Genomic DNA, 16,549 nt, shown 5'->3' with positions numbered 1-16,549 from the left:
TGGGATTCTGCTTCTAGCTCTTTAGGGGGATTTTGTAAAAAAAATTCAAACTCTTGCATTTCCCCTCTTATTTCTAAAGTCTCTAAATTAATGCGATATTCTCTAAATTTCACCACATCCTCATTTAAAAAATGAAATCTCTCTACATTATTGATGGTGTTATGGACTAAATCAATAGAGGTGAAATCAATCACGATATGCTCTAAATCGATGATATTTTGTTTGAGAATCTCTACATCACTCTTTGCGTTAATAGGCTCAAAAATACACTCAAAGTTTGTATCGTGTAATTCCCCTAAATCATCATAATAGAGTATTTTCCCGCTTTCGCAAATGGCAATATTACTATCAAGCAAATATATTGCCTCTCCCTCTTGGGTTTTTTGGGGTAAAAGTTGCATTATCTGCCTTTATTTTTAAAATATTTAAACTTCTTAAGCAAAAAACTCTCATCACTCCTTTTTAAGAGCCAATAGAGTTTTACCCTATAGCTTTCTTTATCTTTTTTCCATCTCGCCAAAGTAATGCGTGGAATTCCTGTTATGTTGCTAATATCAGCATCACTTAAGCGTTTTTTAGAAGCCATAGGATAAATACTCCCTTTTTGTATTTAACCACTCTCCCCGACCATCATTTGCAGTTTGATATTTAATGGCATACTTTGCTTTAAAGAAGTCTCTAATTTCTCGCTTACTATAATTGCTGCAACATAAAAGATTTCTTAAATCACCAAAAGTAGGAAGCTGGGGTTCTAAATCTGTAGGCTCTGCATAATAATTGCTGCTACCAAAAGTAGATTCAAAATCGCAGTTATCAAAACCTATTTTCTGTATTTGTTTTAAAGTCATCTTGTATCCTTTGTTTTAAGATACAAAATATAAATATTATTTACTTAAATATATATTAATATTGTATATATAAGATATATTTTTAAATAACAAACCTACCTTAAATCCAACCCTTTAGCGGTTTGTAAAACCTTATTAGCTTGGTTATTATCAGTCGTATCTCCCTTTTTATGGTATTTACTAAAATCTATCTGTGTTTCTTGGGTTTGTGCTTGTTCTTGGCTATTGGCTAACTTTTGGGCTAACTCCCCTTGTGCGGCGTATTTCATAGCCTTGCCCTCTAGCTCTTTAATCTTAGCCTCTGCTTCTTTTAAAGCTAATTGCATTTGCAGTTGTTCTACTTGGGCTTGTTGCTCTGTGCTTTGCTCTTGGGCTTGTTGTTGCTTTTGGATAATTTCCTCTACATCTGCTACTATTGGGCTATCGGTATCTTTAAGCATAAGAGGCAGTAAAGAAGCCACTAAATCAGGTCGTATTTGTGCGATGGTTTTTAGCATTTCACTCCAGTGAGCAAATCTCTCCTCTCTACCTTGTGTTTTAAGTTGGGTTTTATAGACTAAATCAAATTTGCCTACCTTTATCTTATTTCTCTCATTAGTATTAATTTCAAAATACCTAAGTCCTACTTTCTTATCTGCGATTTTAAAGATTTGCTTTTTTGTAAAATAATGCTGGATTAAAGAGATGGCTTTTTTAAATATGAGTTTATCCATCTCATCGCTTGTTTTGATGAAGTCTTGCAGTCCCATTAATCCTGCATCTCTCCTTTGGGCTATGGCTACTCCACTTTGGCGATTTATCGCCATTCCTAAAGCCTCATCATTGAGACCACTTAACATTTTAGCAAGATTCCTTTTCTCATTGACCTTCTCACTTAAAGTAGCAATATTACCTCTATGCTCTACAAAGTGAATTTTACCATCTCTAATCGCTCCACTTGCCACTTTCACCACTGCATTATCTAAGGAAGCCTCATTGGCAAAGCTCTCTACATTAATAACAGCGTCTTCCTCATAAAAGGCTTTAAAGCTACCCATCATATTCACCATTCTATTCTCTGCAAAATTAATATAATCTTGCAAAGGCTTTATATCACGAAATATTCCATACCAGCAATTCCTCTCATCAATGCCATATTTAGCGATAATATAAGGATGTGAGCCATCTTTAAAAGGTTTTGGTGTGTAGCTTAGCACACTGCCCCCTTTTTGCCATATATAGCGTGCAAACCCGCTCTCCTCTTTTATCCAGCTCTCTATCAAATTAACCCTAGATTCTATATTATCTTGCGTAGTTACAAAGTTTTTAGCAGGGAATAATTTCTTTGCAAAATCTAAAGAAGTATTAATGCTTCTATGGAATCTCCTAGCATCTTTGGCATTAGAATCTATGCTATATTTATCGATTAAAAAACTATCAGGGGGGATATTCTCTATCTCTAAAGCAAAATCTTGCTCCTCTTTACTAACCCATATTTGCATAACACAAAGACCAAAGATTAAATCTTTATCCCTCTTTAATATCTCTTTGTCATAATTTTCGCTTTGAGTGAAAACATCTAAAATATCATTAAGCAACTCCGCTAAAGGCTTATCTTGCTCTTGTCTGCCACTAACCCGCACTTCTTGAATGCTTTGAGCCTTGTATCCTAGTATTTTATTAACGATCATTCTATAAATATTTTCATACACAGGCACCGCCCCTCTTTGTTCTATGATATTCTTTACATCAGGGGGGAGTTGATTAGAGTGATAATACTTCTTTGCCTCTTTGTATTCTTGTAAAGAGGATTGGTTAAACTCATAGTCTTTAGTGTAAAATCCATCTAGCTGTGTTATACTTAGCATTTTCTCTCCTTATTTAATGCAATCTTTTGCAATACTCTCTACTTCTAAATAATAAATTAATAATTCTTTATGGCTTTGAAAGCTTCCATCCTCTTTAGGTTTGTTAGGTAGGGTTAAATTGCATTTTATAGGGATAAATACTTCTTTTGTATCAATTCTTACAATAGGCTTTGAAGCGCAACCAGTTAAAGTTAAAAGTAATAAAAAAGCGATAAATAGGGTTTTTTTGAAGTATTTAGAAAGTTTAAGTATAATACTTTTGGAGGTTTGCCTTAAAGGGGCGCAACCCTCTAAGGTAAGTTTTAACCTCTGAAATGAGGTGATGAATTTGTCTTTTAAAAATCTTACTAAACAAATAACAAGAGTAATTATACTCCTTTGTGTATTTGTAGTCAAGGCATTGTAGCCTTGCACCCTTATGGGTGTTAAGATTCCCCTTTTTATAATCACAAAAAACCCTAATAAGAATCCATAAAAAAACATTGCAAACCTTTTTTAGAACTTATCATTACACAATAGCTTTTAAAATTAAAGGGTTAAAGCCTTTTTTCAAAGAAAACAACCATACTAGAATATTTTAAGGAATTATCTGCAATCTTTATCAAAGCTGGGCGATATGAAATTTAATGCTAAAGAGTGTTTTACTTTTTTAATATTCAATCCTCATTAACCTTAGCTCTGCACCTTCACCGCCACCTTGTAATTTTAAAAATTACACCCAAAAATATTCATTGTCTTAGTTTCCAACTTATTTTTAAAAGGTGCAGAATTAAAGTTAATTTTTAAAACCTAAGGGGGGGTTGCCGCTAACTCCTTAAAGAGTTGCTTATAAGCCTCTAGCTCTGCTTTGCAGCTCTCATCTTTAATAAAAACCTTTTCTATCCTTTGTTTTTGAGGTGGAGATTCACTTTTAACCACCATTAATTCCTTATAAGCTTCATTTTGTAATTGTAAAGCCTTATTGAGTTTTGAAGTATTCTCACTTTCTAAAGTTAGTTGCAGCTTTAATCGCTCTTGCTCTTTTAAAGAATCCTTATAAAAAAATCCCAATACCACAAGCAAAATACTTAAAACCACATTGCCTGCAATACTATAATTCATCACTACCCCTTATAAACCCTACTATAACTTTGCCTCTATTTTTAACTTGTTTATACCAAAGTGAAGCCTCTAGCCTTTGTGCGGCTTTCTCATAATCTCTAAGCTCTATTTCTTTAAGTGTGTTTTTAAAGGTTTTAAACTTAGAAAATCCTAGATTATAAACCATATCTACTAATGCCCCTTGTTTTTTTAGAGGTAAGGCTTTAAAAAACTTAAAATTTCTATGAAGGCTATCATAACTTCTACTTAACTCCTCTTTTAACCAACGCATAGCTACGCTTTTAGAGACCTTGCCATCTTTTAAGAGTTTGTTTTCCTCTACACTTAAAGGATTAGATTCTATATTTCTCCCATAGCCTATCGTATCATACCCCGCAGGGCATTTATAAACACTTGCTCTAAACCCCTCAAACTCAGCAGTTAAGGGTGCAATAAACTCTAAAACCTGCTCTTTCATCTGTTCTCCTTTAATTCCAATAAAAAGTTATATTTGCATGACCCCTACCTTTTGCCCATCCATTTCTAGATGTGCCATAGACATAAAAGGCGATTTTATTCTGTGGCACTACAGGGAAGGTAATAGGCGATAATTGCCTATTAGCCGAACTAGATCTATGAGCATAAAGAATACCTATTGCAGAGTTGATAAATTTTAAATTTCCCATTCTATCCACTCTTGCAATATCAAGCACACCATTGGCTGCGAGCATAAAAGTCCTATTACTTAATTCAAAAGGCATTGTTACAAAGTTTGTCCCACTGCCATCATCATTTAAACGCACAGAATAAGTGTTGTTAAAATACTGCGTTGCTCCATTTACAACCACTGGTATTTGCTGTGGTCCTACTATAAGCATTTAATCCCCTTTCTTATCATTAACTTTTAAATACTTGATTATAAAAGCCTTTAAGTTGGATAATCCTAAATTATAAATATCAATATGATTAATATCTTTATTTCTTGTTTTAATACACTGAATATATATCAAGAAAGTAAAAATCTCTCCTAGTATTAAGAAGCTAAAACAATAATCCACAAAGAAAGACAAAGGTGGGATACTCTTAGCCGCAAATGCCACTATAAAAGGGATAAAGAGACTTAACCCCTTGCTTACAATATCAAAGCAAATGAAACCCTTAAGGCTTTCTTTAAATATAATAGTTTTTAGAAGTCCTGCAAAACCACTAAAAGTAAATATTGCCAAAAGAGCATAAACTTCAGGCGTTGGAATCCCTAGATAAGTAATTATCTGCCAAAATATAGTCAAAAGTCCGCTACCTAAAAATAAAATAATATTAGCCCTCTCATCCACTTCATTACTCCCAAACAATTAATGCTAACTCATCAGTGCTAGCTGCTGCTTCAATCCTATCTTTTAAAGCCCTTGCTTTTAGCGTATTCTCATTAACATTTAAAGCCATTAAAGAAGCTAATCCTATTAAGTCCTCTAAATTCATAGGCACTCGGGTATTATCCTTTGCAATCCAGACAAAATTAGGGGGGATATTGTTGTTTAAACTATACAGACTAATAGCTGCACTTAAAAGGTTTCTATCCCTCTCTGCACTTTGGAATACCTTGCCTTTAAAACTCACTCCAGCATTGATAACTTCATCCCTTTTTGCATTAATCTCCTCTGCTTTTAACTCTTTTAAACTCTCTAAACTCTTAGAAACAACCCTATAAGAGATTTTATAAATATTATTGACTTCATCAAGCTCTTTTACCTCCTCGATCTCTTGAGTATCATCATCATAAGTTGGGAACTCACTTGTCTCTACTCTAGCAAAACCAAGCTCTTTAAGGGACTCATCATAGCAAGCACTTAAAAAATAAGTATCGTGTGCTACTGCCTCTCCATCCTCTGTCTTTAGCGTAACCTCTTTTAAATACACATCATCAAGTTTTAAATTTCCTGTTTTTAATTCATAAAACATTTTTCACTCCTTATTTATAACAACTTTTAAATCACAATGCATTGCTAAACCCTTGAAAGTTTGATACAATTAGAAGCAACACAAAAGTAAGCAAAGGTTTCAGTGCCTCTAAACCCACTTTGGGGAATGCGGAAGCTAAAAGGAGCTAGAAAGCCTGTTATATTCTCTGCACGATAAATAGTGATAGTTCCGCTTTTTCCATGTCCTCCCCAATTACTCACGCCAATATTACCCCTGCCTGTCATTGTGAAGTGGAAGTGCTGGGCTAAGCGTAAATCAATTCTAGCATTAACTTGATTGCCTAAGCTTCTCATCCCCCCGCCATAATCCACATATGCCTTTCTTGTGAGGTGATTATCAATTGTTGGATTATTGGCACATTGGGGATTAGGCAAATTAGCCACTCCTGAAATGGTTGCACTAGTAGCATTAATACTCGCAAAACTTTTAACCCCACTTATACTTTGATTGCCGCTTAATTTAACATTGGCACTATCTTTGGTATTTGCTAATTGTATATGATTATTAAGTGTTTGTTGGATTTGGTTATCAGCTTGTTGTAGAGTTGTTAAGAGTTTTTGTAATTGCATATCTACATAGCATTTAGTGGTTAAATCCGCTTCTAAAATAGGGCTTAGGATTTGGCATTGCTGCTCTTTTAAAACTTTTAATTCATTATTTAACTCCTCTAATTCACCTGATAATACCTGCCTTTCCTCCCTTAAAGCATCGCTCTCCTCATTATCATCGCTTATCTCCTCATCTATTATATCTATAGATTCTTGTTTTTGGGTTATTTGCTGCTTTATATTATCTATTTGCACTTGCTTTTGCTTTGTAGAAATTTTAGCTGGCGGCAAATACACCTTAATGCTCTCAATAATCTCTAAAATACGCTCTTTTAAATCATTATTTGTTTTATCGACATAAAAAGCCCTAACTAATTCTTGCTGGTTTTTAGGGGTGTAAGCCTGTTCTCTCTCCTCTTTGCTTAGGCTCTCAATCATACTATTGAGTTCTGTTAATTGGTTCTGTAAAGCAGCTATTTCATCCTCTTTTTGTTCTATTTCCTGCCTCTTTAGAGCTAAAGGAGTAAGTGTAGATTCTGCTTGTGCTTGTGTTGCCTCTACTTCATCTTGTGCTTGTGTTTCTTGTGTTTCTAAACTCTCTTGTGGTTGTTCTACTTCTGTGGTTTGCTGTGTTGTTAATTCTGTATCCCTCATTTTTACTCCTTTAAGATTCTAAAGATTCTTGTGTTTGCGCTTGTGCTTCCTGTGTGCTTTCCTCTTGGGTGGATTGTGTATGTTCTTGTGTGCTTTCCTCTTGGGTGGATTGTGTATGTTCTTGTGTGCTTTCCTCTTGGGTGGATTGTGTATGTTCTTGTGTGCTTTGCTCCTGGGTGGATTGTGTATGTTCTTGTGTGTTTTGCTCTGGTTGTAAAATTGATAATTCTTGTAACTCCTCTTGCAACCTTTGCCTTTGGCTTTGCTTTTGTGTAATCTCTATTTCTTTAGCATCTTTTAATGCCATTAATGCTTTTAACTCATCACTAGGCTCTACAATAGAGGGCATAATAGTATTAATTCTATCAAGATCACTTTTTAAGGCATAACTGGTTAAATCAACCTGCGCTTTAAGAGTGTTAAAATACTCATTAAACTCTATTTTAGAACTTTCTACGCTAGTATTAATATCCTCTAAAATTTGGGTTTTCAACCTAGCATTCTCCTCTATAAGTTGGGTAATCTCTGCGATAAAATCTTTGTGTTCTTGCAACGCTTCTAAAACTTCCTCTACATTTTGTTGTGAAGAAAATATTTGCTTTTTAGTAGATTCCACAGATTCTTTAATGGCTTGATTTTTCTCTAAAGTAGCATTGATTTGGTCTTTATTTTCTAAGACAAACTCCCTAAGGTCTGCATCTTTGTCTTGTGCTTGGGATAAAACGGTAAGTAGCATTTCTTTTTTCTCTAACATTTCTTGTTTAATTTTCAAGACTTGTATAAGCGTATCTGCGGCTTCTTTGCGTGTTTGCTCTCCTGCTATTAAGCCATCCTCATATTTACCTATGAGTTGGTTAAAGCTATTATGCACCTCTTGAGAGATAAGCAAGGTCTGCTCTACTTGTCTTATAAACTCTGGAGTATTTAAAGAATCTTGCAAGGTTGTATTCTCATCCATTTTTAACCTTTTTTTGCTGCAATAATAAAAAAATGTGATTTGCAATTAAAGGGTTAAAAATTAACCCTTTAATTAAAGGGCGTTTTTTGGTAAAAATTAGACAAAAAAGGAGTAATTTTGATAAAAAATAAGCAGGAGATTAAAATTTACTACCAAACCCATAATCAAAGCCCCAAAGCAGTAGCAGAGCTATTTAATATAAGTTATCGCACCTTAATGGATTGGATTGCAAAAGAGGGATGGGAAGCAGGAAGTGCGATTAAAGGGGTAAGTGAAAAGAATTTAGCAGGAGAGCTAATACATAGGGAGTTTGGGACCGTGATGGCTAAAAAGAGTGAGGATATTAAAAGAAGCATTAAGGCAAATTTAGGCGATGAGGCGTATAAAATTGATGAAATGATTTTAAATAATATGCTTAATTCCAGCACAGAGGAGTTATTGCTAAATGCAATGACAAGCAATTTTATTCAAAAAAATCTAGCTTTAAGTGCAGTTATTGCTAAAGATGAGTTGATGAAAATGTTAGCTCTAAGGAAAGAGCATAAAGCTGACCCTATGATTATTGCTTGTGCTGAAAAGTATCAAAAAATGCTAATTGATATGCAAAATACCCTCTTTGGTAAAGAGCCTATGCTAAAAGAGGAAGGTAACACAAGCTTAGAGGAATTAAGTGATAAGGAATTATTAGAAATGCTAAAACAAGGGTAATTCTAGCGAAATTGCTCTCTAAAATGTTGAGGATAAATAGGATTATCCTCACTCCATAATCCCTTTTTTAATTGCTTTGCCATCTCCTCTTGTTTGACAAACTCTTTAGAGTATTCCCTATAAACCCACGCAAAACCCTCTAAAACCATTTGTTTATTGACTTCTTTAGCGTTTTTACATTCTAATCTACCTAAGATTCTCCCATATTTATCTCTTTTTTTAAAGAACACTTTAGCCCTGCTTTTAATAGGACAAAGTTTGAGTAGGTGATTCCTAGATTGCTTACCAAAGCTTTGTTTTAGCTCTGGGGCGTCAATGCCTAAAAGTCTTATTTTATACTGCTCTCCTTTTACATTAAGGCTAAGCGTATCCCCATCACTTATCTTGCTAATATTGCCACTTAGGGTGTATCCACTAAAAAATAAGGCAAAAAGTAATAACAATTTCAACATAATTCCTCTATATATGCTTTTTATTAGGCTCTTTTAAAAAATGCTTTTTGTGTAAAAAATTAAAATCTGCCCTTAATCCTAAAGAGTAATTCTTATTTTTTTCCAAAAAATCATCGCTTAACATTTTTTTGCAGTATTTATCCACTTGCGCTTTTTTAATCCTATTATACACATTCCCAGCTGTGCCTAAGATATTAAAATGCAATTCATTGAGTTTTAAAAACCCATCTGCAATTCGCTTATTAGCTTGCTTCATATTATCCATTAATATTTCTTGTTGGGATTGGTGGGGTAATTCAAATTTTACAAGAGGAATAGCAGGATTTAAGATATTGGTTATAAATCCGCTGCCTCCTGCTTGAATTTTAGAATCCCGATTTAAAATAAAATCATCGATTGGGTGTTTTTTATAGGTCCCTAAAATACCTTTACTAGGGTCATAAGCCACAGAGGGAGAGTAGCTCTCACTCCCCGCAAGTCCATCGTTATAAATACTTCCATTAGCAAACATTGCATAAGGTTGAAAGATAAGTATATCACTAATCATTTCCTTTTGCTCTTTTGCCCTATTAGCAGCCTTTAGAGCATTGATTTTAGAAGCGGTAGCTTTAGCATTTATAGAAAGCCATTGCATTTTAGCATTGAGTTGTAAATTATAAACATAACTTGAAAAGCCAAGCAAAGAACTAATGATTGCGCTTGCAATTAAAAAAGAACTCCCAAAAGTGATAAAAGATAAAGAAACACCAACCACTGCAAGGGTGAGTGTAACTAAGGTTTTTAATATATTTCCTGATGAAAAAGCCCTTTGTATTGTATTTTGCTCACTTTTTGCTCTTTGCGTAGCATATTCCCACGCTATAGGTTGGTATTCCTCCCATTTTAACCCTAATTTATATTTGGTGCTTACTTGTTGGTATTGTGCGATTTTCTCATCATAATATCTATCCCTATCCCTTTTCCATTCATCCAAATATCTCTTTATAGGTCTAACAACCTCTTTGCCTATTTTTTTAGGAACTTTTAATATGCTCTTGCCGATGCTAGAGACGCTCTTAACAACTTTTTTAAATGCTCGCCCTAAACCCATATATGCCCCCTAACCTAGATTCTCCAAGTTGCATTATGGCTAAATCTACCCGCTTTAGGTAAGACTTCCTGCTTAAAAGGGGCTTTTACATCAGGATGATTAATGCAAGTTGCTATGGCATCGATGCAATCATCTTTTCTAAAGGGTTTTTCAGGGTTAAAGCCCAAAAGCTCCTTTTGTATCTGCTCTATGCCATTAGCCCCTTTTAGAAAGGTTAAATATCCAGTGTTATAATAACTCCTTATACTCTTAATTTTATCCACTTTAGAGATCTTTCTTGAAGCGTTGAAGGTAAAAATACCATTTTTAATAATCGCCTTACTCTTTTGCTTTAACTCCTCATTAACTTTTATAATCTCTTTGAGTAAAAGCCTATGGAGTATCTCACCCCCTCCCTCTTTTTCGATATAACAAGTGCTATTAGGGTAATTTAGTAAAGCTTGTATCAAATGCTCTATGGTTTGCTCCTCTTGCCATATACCAAAGAAGCAATCTTTGACGCAATAACTTTCTAATTCTCCCTTTCTCTCTACCCCTATTATAACAATAGCTCTATTATCTGCTTTTGCATTTAAGCTAGTGGCAGAATCTACAAAGATATATTCATTATGGACCCCTAATTCATAGCTAAGAATGGTTTTAAAATATTGTTTTTCAAAATACCCAGCCTCTCTTGCTTGTGGCTCTTGTTGGTATTGGGTAGAAAATTCATCCTCTCCCATTTGTAGCCTTAAAACCTCTAATTGCTCTAAATTATGCCTTGAAATAAGCAAAGGTTCTTTAGGCTTTCTTTTATAAAGAAAATCATTAATCTTATAAATCTCCTCTTTATCATTTATGGCTTGGAGTTTGAGTATTTTCCACTCTTTAATAACATCCTCACTAAAGTTTCTAGGATTGAGTAAATACCCGCATAAATCCTCATCCCCTAATCTTTGCATTAAAATAATAATGCTTGAATTCATATCTTTTAATCGGGATAAAACCGACCCTGTAAAATTATTATTAACCGCTTCTCTTGCACTTCTACTATTCATCTCACTAACCTTAATAGGGTCATCTATGAGTATGCTATGGGCGTGAAATCCAGTAATGGCACTTTTAAGTGTGGTAAAGAAGCAACCCCCGCCTTGTTTTAAAATAAATTCTTGGGAATTATCTTGCAAAAACAAAGGATTTTTTTTAAAAATACTCCTATAATAAGGGCTTTTAAGCAAATCCCTCACTTCATTACTAATGCGTTTGCATAATTCATCAGAATAACTAATATACATAAACTTCCTACTTGGGTCAATGCCTAAAGCCCACGCTATAAACGCTCTTGCAATAGTCTCTGTTTTGCCATAAGAGGGCGGCATATTTAAAATAATTCTCCTAAGTAGCGGGAATCCTTTATCTTTGCAGTATTTAGGAAGTGTAGAAGATAGGACCTTGCTTAAATATTCAAAATGCCAATTATGATAATATGCTTTCTTGTCGTATCTCTCCCATTTAAGATACAAAAAGGTCTTAAAATCTCTCCTTGCATATTCTCTTAAATACAGCTCTTTTTGTGCTGCCTCTTTAGAAAAGCCATTTATCATTTTAGACCTTAATAAAAGGCGTTAAAATAGTCCCTCTCTCCCTTTGTTTATTTGTAAGAGACCGTAAAAAGGCGCATTCTTTTTTGTAAAGGTCATCAAAAAATACAACCTTATTTAAACTATTGGGAGTGGTTTCAATTTGCAGGATAAAAGATAGGGCTTGGTATAAAACAGCGTTTAAAAACATTTTATCTAAAAACAGCTCATCCTCCTCACTCTCTAAGACTTCTGCACTATTGACAAATAATTCTAATACCCCGCTATAATCTTGTGTAAGCTTGTATTCTCTAGGATTTAGGGAATACAGATAAAGCCCTTTATGGGTTTGTAAAATGGTAGTTAAAGGCTTATATTTAAGAGCTTCTCCATTAAGTTTTGCACTCATTAAGCCTAAAGATACAAAGGGGAGTATAAGCCTTTCATTGTCTCTAAAAGTAAAATGGCAAATATTATTTTCAAATTCAGTGATAATCTTGTTTTGAGAGTTCTCTAAAGCACTTAAGAGTTCAGCATTAGAAAATCTTGCGTTATTAATATCAATATCCCTTAGCTTACTCCTAAGATGGTTTAAGGCAGTTTTAACTTTCACCGCTAGCCTTTTAAAGCACTTGGTAGGTTTTAAAGAAAATATCTGTTTTTTGTATTTTCTCTAGGGCTTCTTTTCGTTTTTGCTCTAATTTTAAATGCGATAAAACTTGATAAGTTTGCGTAATAGTTTTAACCTCTCCTTGTAAAGCCATATTAAGCAATAAAGAAGAGCTTAAAAATCTCCTCTCTTGCAATTCTTGTAAAGAAGTAGATTCTTCAAATACCCTTATAGCATCCTCTCTTAAAACTGCAATAAGCGTTTCTTTTATATCCTCTTTGTTTATTAATTCTTTAGTAGCCGCTTTAGCATTAGAGCTTATAGATTCTCTTAAACTCGGTGTTGTTAGCATAGATTGTTTTAAAAAACCTAAATCTTGGGATTTTAAAATTTCCTCTTTGTTTTTTTCTAAAAATTCTTGAATATGATTATANNTATAATCATATTCAAGAATTCTATTAATCTTGCATCATTTTCATCCTTTAATGCATTAGTGGTTTTTTCTGCAACCTTGTTTAAATCAACCCTTAAAGCTACAACATTGGCTAAAGATTCTAAGTTTTGGTTAAAAAGCTCTAAAGTTTGGTTACTTACAAGGCTTTGCATTGCTTCAGCCTTAGTCTCTAGCAGAGAATCACACAATGCACTTAGCTCTTGCAAGGTTTCCTCTTTTAATTCTTTAAAGGAATGGCTTAAAACTTCATTAGCTTTTTCTTGGCTTAAATATCCTTTTGCTTCCTCTAAGATATTATTAGCTCTTGCAAAAAGATTATTTAATTCCTCAATTTTTCTAAAAAGTTCCATATCATTCCTTTAAATGTCCTGTTAATACTCAGCTAAAATCGTGCTAGGTAAAAAATACAAAGCCCTTATTACAACCTTGCCCTTTGTTGCAGGTTTGGAGAGCGTAATTTTAATCGCTCCTTTATCCTTGCAAGTATATTTCACGCTTGAAGTGTGATGGGCTTTTTGGGATAAGTCAATATCATTAGCAAATAAATCCTCACTGCCTACTATGCCTAAATTAGCATTTAATCCAACATCTCCAGCTTCCTCTACTTCCAAAGAAACATTAAAAATCTCTGCCCCTTGTGGAAAAGCAATGGTATCATTATCGGTTAAATCCTTTAATGCAATGGCAGTTACTGCCAGATAAGATAAATTATGGACTCTTTGTTTCATTAACTCTCCTTTGAATAAAATAATCCAATTGTTGCATAATCGGTATTATCATAAATGCTTAAAGGACTATCTATATCAGAGACAAATCTACCCTTAGCAATACTTAAAACCCTATCAATACCACAAATGGTTTTTCTTTCTAAATCATCCTTACCAATATAAAATTTTGGTTCAGGATTCCCTGCTAAAACAATCGCAGAAGCCCCTATTAAAGCCCCTATGCATAAAGGTTGGTTATCAGTATAATAAGAGGGTGGCGTAATGTTTTGATTAGCACAATTTGCCTTATTGATATTTTGCAAATAGGCATTATCACTCACTTCAGAATTTAATAAGCCTATTGAAACATCAGTCCAAACGCCTATTTCTATAACAGGACAACCATCAATAACCCCTAAAAATCCTGTAAAGAGATTATTGAGTTCTCCTCTTTTATCCATTTTTTGCAACTCAATCCATTCAGGGTCTTTGCGTAATTGTGAAGCCCCATAGCTATCTATTAAAAACACATAATTATAAACCCGAGCGACTATCTGCTCATCTCTTTTTATTTGTGTCCTAATAGGTTTTATAGGAAAGGCTTTGTTTTGATTATATTTTGTTCCAGTCCTTGCCATAAATATAGCTTGTCTTATGGCATTAACATTTAAAACATCACCTTTTACAATCTTTTTCGTAGCTTCTTGCACGCTTTTGCAACTAGAAGTATCTTTGAAAGATTTAGCGGAATCACAAACCACTACATTCGTGAAATCATTGCTTAAAGCAGTAATAATATTTCTATCCCTTTTCTCTCTAATCCAAGTCTTTAACCCCTCTGCGGCTTCTTTGGCAAAATCTACATTTTTCATATTTTGATAAAAAGCAATTTCGCTTTTTATAGCATTTCCTACAACTTTGGGATACATCGTTTGGGTTAAAATCTCAAAATTATCTAAATTTGTCTCAAAATCCGCATTCCCCTCTACTCCAGCACCTTGTAACTTAGGACGCAATCTAGGGCGACAAGGGGCAGTATTATGTGTTTCAAACACTTTTATTCCCCTATCCTCTCCCCGACCTGTTAAAGGTTCAAAGGGACTTTCCTCCCAACTAACTCTTTCTATCTCTTTTGCAATATCAATCGCTACATTAGGATCGCTCTCCCAACCTGCAACATTAATTCTATTAAAATCCATTGGCATAATATCTCCTTTTAATACCTATTTAAGGGATTATTATCCCCACCACCATCTTGGATACTCCCACTTACTCCCTCTAGTTTTGGCGGAAGTTCCTCCTCTTTAGAATCCTCTTGCCCTTTGTTTTGTTTAAAAAGCTCATAAACTTTATTAAAAAACTCTAAAGGTGGCAGAGATTCTAATTCTTGCTTTTGCTTATTGGTTGTATCCTCTAAGAAAAACTCCATTATCTCTTGAATATTTGCATCAGGATTAGCCTTAAAAAACTCCTCTTTGGCTTGCTCTATTTCTCCTAATGTTTTTTTGCTTTGAATACTCTCTTGCAATTCTCCTGCTCTTGCTTCTTTACTTTTAATTTTCTCCTCAAAAAAAGTATTTTGCATATTTAAAAGATTCTTATAAAACTGCTCACGATTATCAAAGAATAATTCCTCATCCTCTGGCGTGGTATTTTCTAAAGCGTAGCTAACAAAATCTTGTTCTAGAGAAGTTTGTATTTGTTCTAGCTCTGTATTAATACCTGCTAGCTCTTTTTCCTCTTGCTGTGTATCAAATTCCATTGAAACTCCTTGTATAAAATGTGCGTATTTTAGAAAAATGCTTTTTTGAATTAAAGGGTTAAAAATTTAGTTGGCTCTAACTTCAATAATAATCTTATCCTCAATCCATACATTAAAATGATTCTTAGCGGCAAACTTCACTTCAAAACTGCCCTCAATATCCGAATAAAAATCATAAGTTCTAGCCATTATTTCAGTATTCCCAACTACAAACTTCACTTCATTATTAGAAAAGGTAGAAATTCCTAATATTCTTACCCTCTCTTTAGGCAATAATGTAAGTTTAGGGCAGTAAATAGAAACTTGTTTAACCTCATTATTGTCGGCTATCTGTTGGCTCATCTCATCTTTTAAAGATAGAGCTAGAGTCTCATAAGGTCTTAAGTCCTTAACCGAAATAGCATCTATAGCACTTAATACTTTTGGGATATGATTGGCAATAGCTGCTGTTTGCTCGGCATTACCTACGACATTTAATAAGCCTACATAACAATTAGCCTTATTAATAAGGGCATTATCATTGACACTTTTTAACATACTTTCAGCTTGGATAATGCCTTTTACGCATTCGGCTAAATTAATGCTATTATTCACCTTAGAAGCACTACTAGCAATCTCTAGCTCTTGTCTAATTTTTTCCTCATTAAGAGCTAAGTCCCTTTCTTTTAATTCTATCTCTTTAAGGGTTATAGCAGTTTTCATAACCTCACTCAGAATAGAGACTAACATTTCACTTAAGGTTTGGGTATCAAAATTATAAGTTTGTAAATGCTTAGAAAATTCAGAGTTTAAAACGCTTCTTTGGATTTTCTCTAAATTTGTTGCAAAATCATCAATATACATAAAATAACCTTTTTAATAGCCTATTGTTGGCTTTGCAAAGACTCCGCATTTGGCTCACTCTCTTGTGTTATTGAATCTTGTTCTTGGGTTGTTTGCTGCGTTTGCGAATCTTGCTGTGATTGCTCTGATAGCAGTGTTTGTGATGCGTTTTCCTCTTGTGCTTGTTTGTGTGGTGCATTAATAATATGAGGAACAATAACTCGTTTAAAAAGGTGTTTTTTATAATCTAAATACCTACTCCTTATGCCCTCTTTTAAGACAATAATATCGTTTTTCTTTAAAAGAATATTACGCCCTCTCTCATCCCTCAGTCTATAATCCTCTTTGCCTACAAATTTAAAAGCCACTAAATCATAATAAATAACCATTGGTATTCCTTTTTTATGGAATGCTAAAATTTTTTAACTTTCAAATAAAGGGTTAAAAAACTATAATAAATTCTTTTGGAG

23 protein-coding genes are annotated in these 16,549 nt (G+C 33.9%); 1 reads left to right on the top strand and 22 read right to left on the bottom strand.

The annotated features are described in order from the left end of the window. The 12 genes from C6H18_RS05955 to C6H18_RS05900 all read right to left on the bottom strand — a co-directional run. On the bottom strand, nt 1–401 hold a 401-nt coding region (locus C6H18_RS05955; protein WP_104722199.1), incomplete at its 3' end, for a hypothetical protein. Beyond that, nucleotides 401–586 (bottom strand): hypothetical protein, encoded by a 186-nt coding sequence (locus tag C6H18_RS05950; protein ID WP_104722198.1) that lies wholly within the window; start codon nt 584–586, stop codon nt 401–403. The genes C6H18_RS05950 and C6H18_RS05955, both read right to left, overlap by 1 nt. Then, on the bottom strand, nt 576–848 hold the full coding sequence (locus tag C6H18_RS05945) for a hypothetical protein (protein WP_104722197.1): 273 nt from the start codon (nt 846–848) through the stop codon (nt 576–578). The genes C6H18_RS05950 and C6H18_RS05945 overlap by 11 nt, the downstream gene beginning before the upstream one ends. Nucleotides 849–943: 95 nt before the next feature. After that, a complete protein-coding gene (locus C6H18_RS05940) occupies nt 944–2,695 on the bottom strand; it encodes a portal protein (protein ID WP_104722196.1) in 1,752 nt (583 codons plus the stop codon). A 9-nt stretch (nt 2,696–2,704) separates the two neighbouring features. Beyond that, nucleotides 2,705–3,178 carry a hypothetical protein gene (locus C6H18_RS09625; RefSeq protein WP_233704084.1) on the bottom strand — a complete coding sequence of 158 codons (474 nt, stop codon included), beginning with the start codon at nt 3,176–3,178 and terminating at the stop codon, nt 2,705–2,707. A gap of 306 nt (nt 3,179–3,484) precedes the next feature. Then, nucleotides 3,485–3,796 (bottom strand): hypothetical protein, encoded by a 312-nt coding sequence (locus C6H18_RS05930; RefSeq protein WP_104722195.1) that lies wholly within the window; start codon nt 3,794–3,796, stop codon nt 3,485–3,487. After that, on the bottom strand, nt 3,786–4,253 hold the full coding sequence (locus tag C6H18_RS05925) for a glycoside hydrolase family protein (protein ID WP_104722194.1): 468 nt from the start codon (nt 4,251–4,253) through the stop codon (nt 3,786–3,788). The genes C6H18_RS05930 and C6H18_RS05925 overlap by 11 nt, the downstream gene beginning before the upstream one ends. A 10-nt stretch (nt 4,254–4,263) precedes the next feature. Further along, nucleotides 4,264–4,653, bottom strand: a complete 390-nt coding sequence (locus tag C6H18_RS05920; RefSeq protein WP_104722193.1) for a hypothetical protein — start codon at nt 4,651–4,653, stop codon at nt 4,264–4,266. Further along, nucleotides 4,654–5,109: a hypothetical protein gene (locus C6H18_RS05915; RefSeq protein ID WP_158654878.1), complete on the bottom strand. Its 456-nt coding sequence runs from the start codon at nt 5,107–5,109 to the stop codon at nt 4,654–4,656. Between the two features lie 4 nt (nt 5,110–5,113). Continuing rightward, a complete protein-coding gene (locus C6H18_RS05910) occupies nt 5,114–5,734 on the bottom strand; it encodes a DUF4376 domain-containing protein (protein ID WP_104722191.1) in 621 nt (206 codons plus the stop codon). A gap of 44 nt (nt 5,735–5,778) precedes the next feature. Continuing rightward, nucleotides 5,779–6,957: a hypothetical protein gene (locus C6H18_RS05905; RefSeq protein WP_104722190.1), complete on the bottom strand. Its 1,179-nt coding sequence runs from the start codon at nt 6,955–6,957 to the stop codon at nt 5,779–5,781. 10 nt (nt 6,958–6,967) lie between these two features. Continuing rightward, nucleotides 6,968–7,915, bottom strand: a complete 948-nt coding sequence (locus C6H18_RS05900) for a coiled-coil domain-containing protein (protein ID WP_104722189.1) — start codon at nt 7,913–7,915, stop codon at nt 6,968–6,970. A gap of 117 nt (nt 7,916–8,032) precedes the next feature. Here C6H18_RS05900 and C6H18_RS05895 point away from each other — a divergent pair, with 117 nt between their 5' ends. Continuing rightward, a complete protein-coding gene (locus C6H18_RS05895) occupies nt 8,033–8,623 on the top strand; it encodes a helix-turn-helix domain-containing protein (RefSeq protein ID WP_104722188.1) in 591 nt (196 codons plus the stop codon). A 2-nt stretch (nt 8,624–8,625) separates the two neighbouring features. Here C6H18_RS05895 and C6H18_RS05890 read toward each other — a convergent pair whose 3' ends face one another. From C6H18_RS05890 to C6H18_RS05840, 10 genes are all read right to left on the bottom strand, one after another. Further along, entirely contained in the window at nt 8,626–9,072 is a 447-nt protein-coding gene (locus C6H18_RS05890) for a thermonuclease family protein (RefSeq protein WP_158654877.1), read from the bottom strand. 10 nt (nt 9,073–9,082) lie between these two features. After that, entirely contained in the window at nt 9,083–10,165 is a 1,083-nt protein-coding gene (locus C6H18_RS05885) for a hypothetical protein (protein ID WP_104722186.1), read from the bottom strand. A 14-nt stretch (nt 10,166–10,179) separates the two neighbouring features. After that, nucleotides 10,180–11,748 (bottom strand): terminase large subunit domain-containing protein, encoded by a 1,569-nt coding sequence (locus tag C6H18_RS05880; RefSeq protein WP_104722185.1) that lies wholly within the window; start codon nt 11,746–11,748, stop codon nt 10,180–10,182. A gap of 1 nt (nt 11,749) precedes the next feature. After that, entirely contained in the window at nt 11,750–12,337 is a 588-nt protein-coding gene (locus C6H18_RS05875) for a hypothetical protein (RefSeq protein WP_104722184.1), read from the bottom strand. Between the two features lie 10 nt (nt 12,338–12,347). Beyond that, nucleotides 12,348–12,686: a hypothetical protein gene (locus tag C6H18_RS05870; RefSeq protein WP_104722183.1), complete on the bottom strand. Its 339-nt coding sequence runs from the start codon at nt 12,684–12,686 to the stop codon at nt 12,348–12,350. 473 nt (nt 12,687–13,159) lie between these two features. Further along, nucleotides 13,160–13,516 carry a hypothetical protein gene (locus C6H18_RS05860; RefSeq protein ID WP_104722181.1) on the bottom strand — a complete coding sequence of 119 codons (357 nt, stop codon included), beginning with the start codon at nt 13,514–13,516 and terminating at the stop codon, nt 13,160–13,162. Next, nucleotides 13,516–14,700 carry a DUF4043 family protein gene (locus C6H18_RS05855; RefSeq protein WP_104722180.1) on the bottom strand — a complete coding sequence of 395 codons (1,185 nt, stop codon included), beginning with the start codon at nt 14,698–14,700 and terminating at the stop codon, nt 13,516–13,518. Before C6H18_RS05855 ends, C6H18_RS05860 begins: the two co-directional genes overlap by 1 nt. A gap of 11 nt (nt 14,701–14,711) precedes the next feature. After that, nucleotides 14,712–15,257 (bottom strand): Coiled-coil domain-containing protein, encoded by a 546-nt coding sequence (locus tag C6H18_RS05850; protein ID WP_104722179.1) that lies wholly within the window; start codon nt 15,255–15,257, stop codon nt 14,712–14,714. Between the two features lie 66 nt (nt 15,258–15,323). After that, nucleotides 15,324–16,100, bottom strand: coding sequence for a hypothetical protein (locus tag C6H18_RS05845; protein WP_104722178.1), 777 nt, complete (start codon nt 16,098–16,100; stop codon nt 15,324–15,326). Between the two features lie 20 nt (nt 16,101–16,120). Then, the gene (locus C6H18_RS05840; RefSeq protein ID WP_104722177.1) at nt 16,121–16,468 is read right to left on the bottom strand and encodes a hypothetical protein; all 348 of its coding nucleotides are present in this window, start codon (nt 16,466–16,468) and stop codon (nt 16,121–16,123) included. Nucleotides 16,469–16,549: the final 81 nt, after the last annotated feature.

It is taken from the genome of Helicobacter mesocricetorum (genome assembly GCF_900198605.1).
GTDB classification, from domain to species: domain Bacteria; phylum Campylobacterota; class Campylobacteria; order Campylobacterales; family Helicobacteraceae; genus Helicobacter_D; species Helicobacter_D mesocricetorum.
This window is presented reverse-complemented; position numbering and strand designations above follow the sequence as displayed.

What these genes read in the sequence shown, in the direction of transcription:
- C6H18_RS05950 (WP_104722198.1), bottom strand. Translation starts at nt 586, where the DNA reads ATGGCTTCTAAAAAACGCTTAAGTGATGCTGATATTAGCAACATAACA.
- C6H18_RS05945 (WP_104722197.1), bottom strand. Translation starts at nt 848, where the DNA reads ATGACTTTAAAACAAATACAGAAAATAGGTTTTGATAACTGCGATTTT.
- C6H18_RS05940 (WP_104722196.1), bottom strand. Translation starts at nt 2,695, where the DNA reads ATGCTAAGTATAACACAGCTAGATGGATTTTACACTAAAGACTATGAG.
- C6H18_RS09625 (WP_233704084.1), bottom strand. Translation starts at nt 3,178, where the DNA reads ATGTTTTTTTATGGATTCTTATTAGGGTTTTTTGTGATTATAAAAAGG.
- C6H18_RS05930 (WP_104722195.1), bottom strand. Translation starts at nt 3,796, where the DNA reads ATGAATTATAGTATTGCAGGCAATGTGGTTTTAAGTATTTTGCTTGTG.
- C6H18_RS05925 (WP_104722194.1), bottom strand. Translation starts at nt 4,253, where the DNA reads ATGAAAGAGCAGGTTTTAGAGTTTATTGCACCCTTAACTGCTGAGTTT.
- C6H18_RS05920 (WP_104722193.1), bottom strand. Translation starts at nt 4,653, where the DNA reads ATGCTTATAGTAGGACCACAGCAAATACCAGTGGTTGTAAATGGAGCA.
- C6H18_RS05910 (WP_104722191.1), bottom strand. Translation starts at nt 5,734, where the DNA reads ATGTTTTATGAATTAAAAACAGGAAATTTAAAACTTGATGATGTGTAT.
- C6H18_RS05905 (WP_104722190.1), bottom strand. Translation starts at nt 6,957, where the DNA reads ATGAGGGATACAGAATTAACAACACAGCAAACCACAGAAGTAGAACAA.
- C6H18_RS05900 (WP_104722189.1), bottom strand. Translation starts at nt 7,915, where the DNA reads ATGGATGAGAATACAACCTTGCAAGATTCTTTAAATACTCCAGAGTTT.
- C6H18_RS05885 (WP_104722186.1), bottom strand. Translation starts at nt 10,165, where the DNA reads ATGGGTTTAGGGCGAGCATTTAAAAAAGTTGTTAAGAGCGTCTCTAGC.
- C6H18_RS05880 (WP_104722185.1), bottom strand. Translation starts at nt 11,748, where the DNA reads ATGATAAATGGCTTTTCTAAAGAGGCAGCACAAAAAGAGCTGTATTTA.
- C6H18_RS05870 (WP_104722183.1), bottom strand. Translation starts at nt 12,686, where the DNA reads ATGCTAACAACACCGAGTTTAAGAGAATCTATAAGCTCTAATGCTAAA.
- C6H18_RS05860 (WP_104722181.1), bottom strand. Translation starts at nt 13,516, where the DNA reads ATGAAACAAAGAGTCCATAATTTATCTTATCTGGCAGTAACTGCCATT.
- C6H18_RS05855 (WP_104722180.1), bottom strand. Translation starts at nt 14,700, where the DNA reads ATGCCAATGGATTTTAATAGAATTAATGTTGCAGGTTGGGAGAGCGAT.
- C6H18_RS05850 (WP_104722179.1), bottom strand. Translation starts at nt 15,257, where the DNA reads ATGGAATTTGATACACAGCAAGAGGAAAAAGAGCTAGCAGGTATTAAT.
- C6H18_RS05845 (WP_104722178.1), bottom strand. Translation starts at nt 16,100, where the DNA reads ATGTATATTGATGATTTTGCAACAAATTTAGAGAAAATCCAAAGAAGC.
- C6H18_RS05840 (WP_104722177.1), bottom strand. Translation starts at nt 16,468, where the DNA reads ATGGTTATTTATTATGATTTAGTGGCTTTTAAATTTGTAGGCAAAGAG.